The sequence below is a fragment of the Candidatus Thiothrix phosphatis genome, assembly GCF_035668035.1.
GTDB lineage: Bacteria > Pseudomonadota > Gammaproteobacteria > Thiotrichales > Thiotrichaceae > Thiothrix > Thiothrix phosphatis.
In genome coordinates this window covers 22137-30126 of the sequence record NZ_JAYMYJ010000011.1, presented here as the reverse complement: position 1 = coordinate 30126, position 7990 = coordinate 22137, and the positions used below count along the sequence as shown (strand labels likewise).

The 7990-nt window shown below is 50.0% G+C and carries 6 protein-coding genes; 3 read left to right on the top strand and 3 right to left on the bottom strand.

The annotated features are described in order from the left end of the window. Nucleotides 1-261 precede the first annotated feature (261 nt). The 3 genes from VSS37_RS01010 to VSS37_RS01000 all read right to left on the bottom strand — a co-directional run bounded on the left by VSS37_RS01010 (nucleotide 262) and on the right by VSS37_RS01000 (nucleotide 3524). A complete protein-coding gene (locus tag VSS37_RS01010) occupies nucleotides 262-2595 on the bottom strand; it encodes a protein-disulfide reductase DsbD (protein ID WP_324692738.1) in 2334 nt (777 codons plus the stop codon). Continuing rightward, entirely contained in the window at nucleotides 2592-2891 is a 300-nt protein-coding gene (cutA, locus tag VSS37_RS01005; RefSeq protein ID WP_324692739.1) for a divalent-cation tolerance protein CutA, read from the bottom strand. The genes VSS37_RS01010 and cutA overlap by 4 nt, the downstream gene beginning before the upstream one ends. A 321-nt stretch (nucleotides 2892-3212) precedes the next feature. Further along, nucleotides 3213-3524 carry an H-NS histone family protein gene (locus tag VSS37_RS01000; protein WP_324692737.1) on the bottom strand — a complete coding sequence of 104 codons (312 nt, stop codon included), beginning with the start codon at nucleotides 3522-3524 and terminating at the stop codon, nucleotides 3213-3215. Nucleotides 3525-3807: 283 nt separating this feature from the next. On the opposite strand from VSS37_RS01000, the gene VSS37_RS00995 reads away from it, so the two are divergent. The 3 genes from VSS37_RS00995 to groL all read left to right on the top strand — a co-directional run bounded on the left by VSS37_RS00995 (nucleotide 3808) and on the right by groL (nucleotide 7912). After that, on the top strand, nucleotides 3808-5787 hold the full coding sequence (locus VSS37_RS00995; protein WP_324692736.1) for an EAL domain-containing protein: 1980 nt from the start codon (nucleotides 3808-3810) through the stop codon (nucleotides 5785-5787). Nucleotides 5788-5939: 152 nt separating this feature from the next. Further along, nucleotides 5940-6230, top strand: a complete 291-nt coding sequence (groES, locus tag VSS37_RS00990; RefSeq protein ID WP_324692735.1) for a co-chaperone GroES — start codon at nucleotides 5940-5942, stop codon at nucleotides 6228-6230. A 44-nt stretch (nucleotides 6231-6274) separates the two neighbouring features. Continuing rightward, nucleotides 6275-7912 carry a chaperonin GroEL gene (groL, locus tag VSS37_RS00985; protein WP_324692734.1) on the top strand — a complete coding sequence of 546 codons (1638 nt, stop codon included), beginning with the start codon at nucleotides 6275-6277 and terminating at the stop codon, nucleotides 7910-7912. Nucleotides 7913-7990: the final 78 nt, after the last annotated feature.

Here is a 7990-nt window from a genome sequence, read left to right as displayed (position 1 = left end):
TATTATTACGCATGGTTATAACTCCTGTTCCCGCTAGTGCGGTAAAATCCCAGAACTGAAGTGTTGATACGCTTTTATTGCCCATTGCATACCGGCACCCGGTATGCGCCTGTAGTATAAAAAATATAGCTGAACTCGTGCTGATCAAACCCCATTAGCCAGTAAATTTTTCTGGTGGTTGCACTTGCCCGACGGAAGAGGAGAATAGGGGATTTTTGATTGCATGTCATCTATCCCCTCTGTCTTTGTGTTTTGGGTGAATTATTGGAAGAGGCTTTGGCGGAAACGTTTAACGCGCTCCAGAAATGCTTCAGGCGCTTCGTAACCCGCCAAACGAACCGCCTTGATTTCTTCGCCGTTTGGTTTGAAGAATAGAACCTGTGGAGGGCCAAACAAACCGAAATGCTTGTTTAGCTCCTTGTCCTGCTCATCGTCAGCAGTGACATCCGCTTGCAATAGCAGGGTGTCGCTCAATTCAGCAATGACAGCCGGATTTTTGAAGGTCTTATGTTCCAGTTCTTTACAGGAAATGCACCAATTTGCATAGAAATCAAGCATGACGGCTTTATTCTGTGCTTTGGCCTGCTCTAGGGCCTGTTGCAAACCCGCTAGCCCTTTGATGCGTTGGAAATTGAGCTTGGCTTCCGCAACGGCTGCTGTGTTGGCGTAATTGCCGCCGAATATGCCTTTGAGAGGCTGCAACAGGTTATTGCTGCCTGCGGCCACTCCGAACAATATCATGCCACCATAGAACAGCATGATCAGCCCTAAGCTTTTCCAAAAACGTCCCCAGCCGCCTGATTCATAATCCACCCCTTCCAGTGCGCCCATGTAAATGCCGGAGCTGACCAGCAGGACGCCAGTCAATGCCATGGTGATTTCTGTGGGGACGACACGGTTGAGCATCCAGATGGCGAGACCCAGCATCATGATGCCGAAAATTGCTTTAGTGGTGTCCATCCATGCACCCGCCCTCGGCAGCAACCGTCCAGCGGAAGTCCCTATCATCAGCAAGGGAAGGCCCATGCCAAGGCCTAGGATAAACAACGATAGCCCACCAAGGATGGCATCATGGGTCTGGGCGATGTAAACCAGGGCGCCAATCAATGGGGCGGTGACGCAAGGCCCCACAATCAAGGCAGAGAGGACACCCATGATGCCTGCGCCGATAAAGCTGCCGCCTTGTTGGCGGTTACTGATTTCAGTCAGGCGGCTTTGGATGCTGGCTGGCATTTGCAGGTCATAGAAGCCGAACATGGACAAGGCCAGCAAGACAAACAGACCTGCAAAACTGCCGATAATCCACGGGTTCTGGAATACGACCTGAAGATTGGCCCCACTCAGTCCTGCAATAATGCCTACGATTGCATAAGTGAGTGCCATTGGCAGTACGTAGGCCAGAGAAAGGAGGAATGCCTTGCGTGGCGATAGGTCATTGGCCGACCCGGCAATAATGCCCGACAGGATCGGGATCATGGGAAAGACGCACGGTGTAAACGCCAGCCCTAACCCCGCCAGGAAAAAGAACAGCAAAGTGCTGAGGTAGCCTTCGTCCTGCATGCGCAGGGAGATGGCGTTTTCTTCCGAGGTGGTGTCGTTGTTGGGTGTGGCTGTTTTGGCAGGCTCGGCTTGTTTGCGCGGCGTTGCTTCTGGCAGGTCGGCAAGCGTTAGCTCGGTGTCTTTTTTCACTGGGGGGTAGCAAACGCCACTGCTGTCAGCGCAGCCCTGGTATTCCGTTTCCACCACCAATTTTTGCAGGCCAGTTGAGTCGATAATGGGGATCTCGACATCAATATCTTGGCCGTATACTTCAATCTTGCCAAAATATTCGTCTTTAACCTGTTCACCAGTAGGGAATGCAGGAGTCCCCAGCACCACACCCTGCGGCTCTTTAACGGTGAACCTGATTTTAGGGCGGTACAAATGGTGATTGGGCTGAATGGTCCAGTGCGCTTTAAGCGTGCCTTTGTCGATGGCCGTCATTTCAAAGGCGAACGCCTGATCTACTGGAAGCGGCCCAGACGGCTTCGCGCCTTTTTGAAAGATGTCCAATAACGCATTGGGTTTGCTGGTCTGGGCTGGTGGGGCAATTGCCGTATCTGTTGTTGGAGGCGGCGGCTCCATGGATGGGGGAGGCTCTGTCGGCTTTGCACTGTCTGCCGCCGCCAGTTGCAGCGTGGCGGTTTTGCGCTGGGGAGGATAGCACAGGCCAGCATCCGCGCAGCCCTGGTATTTGACTTTGAGGGCCAGTTCCACCGCTTTATTGATGGATTCGCCGCGTGTGACAGGAATTTCCACGTCAGCTTTGTGGTGGTAGACCTCAATCGTCCCAAAGGTTGGGTCGTTCTTGCTGTCACCTTTGGGAAAATCAGGGCTCCCTAGTGTTAAATCCTTGTTTTCTAGCTCAAAACCAAAATGTTCACGATAGAGGTAATAACCATCTGCAATCTCCCATGTGGCTTTTATTTTGTCAGGCGCAATGGCTTCGGCTTTGAACTTGAAGGCTTCATCAGGCGGCAATAAGTCTTCCTGCTTGAGTGCATAAGCTTGTGTGGACACAACAAGCAGGAGCAGGAAACAGAGTAGTTTTCTCATTCTTGGGTGCTCTTGTGAATCCATTCTAGGTAAGCAGGCAAACCGTGGCTAATCTCCATCGCAATTATTTCCGGCAATTCGTAGGGATGATGTGTATGAATCAAGGCTTCAATGCGTCCATAGCAGGATTGGCGGGTTTTGATTAAAAGCAAGCACTCGCTGTCTTCACAGGTTTCCCCTTTCCATTCATAAAAGGAAACTATGGCTGGCATGAGGTTGATACAGGCGGCAAGCTTTTCCTCCAACAAGCTATGTGCAACGGATCGGGCTGTATCCTGATCCGGGAGGGCCGTCATCACAAGCAGACAATCCGTCATCTTTAAGTGTGGTTTACCTAGATTTGGGTAATAGTAGAGTAAATGAGGGGGATCGGCAAAACATCTTCGCTTCATTTTGCCTGGACTTGATTTCTTTACGTGGTGATGCGAGGGAAGTTATTGAAAAAACAAAACTTAGGTGTGCTTTGTGCAACAATAGTAGCTTCTACGCAACAGGAGGTGATTAGTTCTATAGCTACCGATAATGATGCCAGTGAATAAAATATTTCTTGTTTTTGGTGTAAACCAGTATAAAAACGAAGCCCAATTAAATCAGGCTCCGCAAAGGTAGGACGTAATCTAAATCAGGCATTCATCCAAGCTTCGGCCTGAGGATGTCCATTCTTCCACCCAAGCTGGTTTTCTACCGCGTCCACTCCAGGTCTGTTCCGGATTGTTTGGGTTGCGGTACTTCGGTTTGATTATTCGTTTCTTGCTGGTTCGGGCTTGCATCACTTCATCAATCGTAAAGCCAGCATTTGCCACCATTTCTTCAATTTGTTCCCGCAGGCCTGTTAATTCAGTATCACGACGGTTAGCTATTGCATTGTCAATGCTGCCTTTTAGTCTTTCGAGTTCTGCAACACTGAGGCTGGAAATATCAACGGACATATATAACACCTTTCCTTTTGCATTATGATGAAAATTTTATTTTAAATATATTCCTTTTCTTTAATGTGATTGTCAAGTATGTCTTTTGGAAAATTAAATGTGGAGGGTTAAATTATTCACGATGAATAGTTGGTGTCGAAGAACCGTTGACAAACCAAACGCACAGTTTTGGTGATTTTTTATCAGACAGGCGGAGTGGCGTCAGACGGGCTATTTCTATATAATCAGAGCTGCTATTTAATCATAACTATTACGGACATAACATATTTTGCAGGGGGATTTGATGCGGTTTTTCGTTCCAATCCTGTCGTTGGTTGGGTTGGTCATCATCTCCATTTGGATAATGTCCAGTGGCCAATTCGATACAGTATCAATGACGAATGATCTGTCTACTGTAACGGTCATAATGCCTTATTTGTTACTGGTGGTTCTGGCGCTTCAGGGAGTATTTGTCTATCTACAGCTCCGTTCAGCTCATTTAATTACACAATCTGGTGTTATCGAAATGGGTGTTGCAGAGGAAGCGTCCAATAACAACGTTGAGCAAATGAATACGGAATGGGTTTTGGATGCGCTTGCGGGTGGTGTGGTTGTCACTGACCAGCAAGGGAAGATCACCTATATGAACATCAGTGCAGAAAAGTTGACTCTGTGGTCACGGGAGAAGGTGCTTGGCGAACATGTCAGTAAAATTCTTAAACTGGAGGATTTACAGGGAAATCCTTTGGGAGAGCGGGCGTTTGAAGCCAATCAGGGCCATTCCAACCATCCATTGCAGTTTGGGCAGGTAAAGCTGATTCCCCGTGTGGGGGACTTCCGCTTTGTGGAGCTGAATACAACCTGTATTTTGGATAATTGTAAGGCTGTTGTGTTTATTTTTCGTGATGTTACAGCTGACCGGAAAATTATTAACCGTTTATACCGCCAAGCGTCTCATGATGCACTGACCGATTTGATGAATCGCACTAGTTTTGAGCAATATGTGGAGCAATTGGCACATGATACATCCAGTCTTACCCGAACCCATGTTTTGGCTAGCGTAGATCTGGATAACTTCAAAATTATCAATGATACCTGCGGTCATTTGGCGGGCGATGAGCTATTGAAACAGGTTGCCCAAATATTTCGGCACGCGGTGCGCCGTTCTGACAAGGTGGCGCGTATCGGCGGTGATGAATTTGCTGTTTTTCTGGAGGATTGCAGCCTGGAAAAAGGCCGCAATATCATGGAGAGCATTCTCACCGAACTGCGCAATTTTCGTTTTAGCTGGGAGGGGAAAGTATTTTCCATTGGTGCCAGTATTGGCTTGTTGGAGTTTATGCCAGCGGCCAATGTCCAGATCAAACAGCTTTTTTCGGATGCTGACAAAGCCTGTTATACAGCCAAGGCTTTGGGGCGCAACCAGGTTTTTTTGCACGCTGAAGACAAGCGGGAAGAAATGTCCAGCCAACGGGTGCATGACTGGAGTAAATTGCTGAAAGATGCGATCCGTGAAGACCGTTTTATCCTGTTTGCCCAGCCTATTGTTCCTTTGAAAGCTGAACATGCCAAGTCTTTTCGACAATTTGAGATTTTGTTGCGTTTGCCATTCCGGCAGGCGCTGTTGAATCCAGGGAGTTTTCTGCCGGTTGCCGACCGTCTTGATTTGATGGCCAGTATTGACCGTTGGATTATCCGCAAATCATTGGAAATGTTGGCAGGTTGCCGTTGTGATCCGAATAGCGAGCATTGTGTCGACACGCGTCTGATGATTAATCTTTCCGCCCAATCGGTGCAGGACGCCCATCTGTTCCCTTACGTTGAACAACAAATCAAACAGTTCAAGATTGATCCTGGAATGATCTGTTTCGAAATTTCCGAATCTGTCGCCATTAGCAATTTTGTCCATGCGAAACGGATGATGAACGCCTTGCATGGCCTTGGTTGCCATCTGGTGCTGGACGATTTCGGCAGTGGTTTTTCCTCTCTCAGTTATCTGCGTGAGTTGCCGCTGACTTATCTGAAAATCGACGGTAATTTTGTCCACAACCTTGTATCCAGCCCGGTGGATGCGGCGATGGTAAAGGCCGTGCACGAGGTGGGGCAGGTGATGAACCTGCTGACCATCGCGGAACTGGTGGAAGATGGTGACACGTTGCAACATTTGCGGCAAATAGGCGTAGATTTTGCTCAAGGCTATTACTGTGGCAGGCCCATTCCTTTGGTGCAATTGCGCCAGCGTATCCAAAGTGGGGTTGTTGCGGATACGAATAAAGCCGCCTGAGCATGACAGTCATCTGATAAGTCCAGACTCAAAAAATTCATCAAACCTCCCTTGACTTTGCTTCTCCCGACCTTATTATTGGCACTCACTAGCCTAGAGTGCTAATAACAACCTGAATGTCTAAATTACTTTTGGTTCGAGGAGAACATCCGATGAAAATCCGTCCTTTACATGACCGCGTTGTAGTGCGCCGTATGGAAGAAGAACGCAAAACCGCCAGCGGCATCATCATTCCTGACAGTGCTACTGAAAAGCCGGATCGTGGCGAAGTGCTGGCGGCAGGCCCTGGCAAACTGGCTGACAATGGTGAACGCGCTCCCCTGCAAGTCAAGGTTGGCGATAAAGTTCTGTTCGGCAAATACGCAGGCACTACCGTCAAAATTGATGGCGAAGAGTTGCTGATCATGCGTGAAGATGACCTGCTGGCCGTTGTTGAAGGTTAAGCGATTTCCCACCCGGACAAAAAATTTGATAGAGGTTTAGATCGATGAGTGCTAAAGAAGTACGTTTTGGTGATGACGCCCGTTCACGCATGGTGAAAGGCATCAATATTCTGGCCAATGCAGTAAAAGTTACCCTGGGCCCTAAAGGCCGCAATGTAGTGCTGGAAAAATCTTTCGGCGCGCCAACCGTGACCAAGGACGGCGTATCCGTCGCCAAGGAAATCGAACTGGAAGACAAGTTCGAAAACATGGGCGCACAGCTGGTGAAAGAAGTTTCTTCCAAAACTTCTGATGCCGCTGGTGATGGCACCACCACCGCCACCGTTTTGGCTCAAGCCATTGTGCGTGAAGGCATGAAAGCCGTGACCGCAGGCATGAACCCAATGGATCTGAAACGTGGCATCGACAAAGCAGTCGTCGCAACAGTTGAACAACTGCACGCCATGTCCAAGCCTTGCGAAGACAACAACGCCATCGCCCAGGTTGGCACCATTTCCGCCAACTCTGACGAATCCATCGGCAACATCATTGCCAATGCCATGGATAAAGTGGGCAAGGAAGGCGTCATTACGGTTGAGGAAGGTTCCGGCCTCGACAATGAACTGGACGTCGTGGAAGGCATGCAGTTCGACCGTGGTTACCTCTCCCCTTACTTCGTCAACAACCAGCAGAGCATGGCGGCTGAACTGGAAAGCCCCTTCATCCTGCTGCACGACAAGAAAATTTCCAACATCCGCGAACTGCTGCCTGCGCTGGAAGGCGCTGCCAAAGCTGGCAAACCGCTGATGATCATCGCTGAAGACATCGAAGGTGAAGCGCTGGCGACCCTGGTTGTGAACAACATCCGTGGCATCGTGAAAGTGGCTGCTGTCAAGGCGCCTGGCTTCGGCGACCGCCGTAAAGCCATGTTGCAGGACATCGCCATCCTGACCGGCGGCACCGTGATTTCTGAAGAAGTCGGCATGAGCTTGGATCAGGTTACCCTGGATGACATGGGCCAGGCCAAACGTGTGGTCATCACCAAGGAAAACACCACCATCATCGATGGCGCTGGCGCTGCTGACGACATTAAAGGCCGTGTTGACCAAATCCGTGCGCAAATCGAAGTCACCACTTCAGATTACGACCGTGAAAAACTGCAAGAACGCGTCGCCAAACTGGCGGGCGGCGTTGCCGTCATCAAGGTTGGTGCAGCCACTGAAGTTGAAATGAAAGAAAAGAAAGCCCGCGTTGAAGACGCCCTGCATGCCACCCGTGCTGCGGTGGAAGAAGGTGTGGTTCCTGGCGGCGGCGTTGCGCTGATCCGCGCCCTGCAATCCGTGGGCGAAGTCAAAGGCGACAACCACGACCAGGACATGGGCATCACCATCGCCATGCGCGCAATGGAAGAGCCGCTGCGCCAGATCGTCGCCAATGCAGGCGAGTCTGCTGACGTGGTGCTGAATGCAGTGGAAGCCGGTGAAGGCAACTACGGTTACAACGCCCGCACTTCCGAGTACGGTGACATGATCGCCATGGGTATCCTGGATCCAACCAAAGTGACCCGCACAGCCCTGCAAAATGCAGCCTCTGTCGCTGGCCTGATCATTACCACCGAAGCGATGGTCGCTGAACTGCCGAAGAAAGACGCCCCGGCAATGCCTGACATGGGCGGCATGGGTGGAATGGGCGGCATGATGTAATTTGCCCTCGTGCTCCAACGCTTCTCTCCTGGTAAGACGGGGGAGGGGCTTTGAAACAGAAAACCCCGCATTGCGGGG

Coding starts and splice junctions, on each gene's coding strand:
- groES (WP_324692735.1), top strand. CDS start 5,940: ATGAAAATCCGTCCTTTACATGACCGCGTTGTAGTGCGCCGTATGGAA.
- cutA (WP_324692739.1), bottom strand. CDS start 2,891: ATGACGGCCCTCCCGGATCAGGATACAGCCCGATCCGTTGCACATAGC.
- VSS37_RS01000 (WP_324692737.1), bottom strand. CDS start 3,524: ATGTCCGTTGATATTTCCAGCCTCAGTGTTGCAGAACTCGAAAGACTA.
- VSS37_RS01010 (WP_324692738.1), bottom strand. CDS start 2,595: ATGAGAAAACTACTCTGTTTCCTGCTCCTGCTTGTTGTGTCCACACAA.
- groL (WP_324692734.1), top strand. CDS start 6,275: ATGAGTGCTAAAGAAGTACGTTTTGGTGATGACGCCCGTTCACGCATG.
- VSS37_RS00995 (WP_324692736.1), top strand. CDS start 3,808: ATGCGGTTTTTCGTTCCAATCCTGTCGTTGGTTGGGTTGGTCATCATC.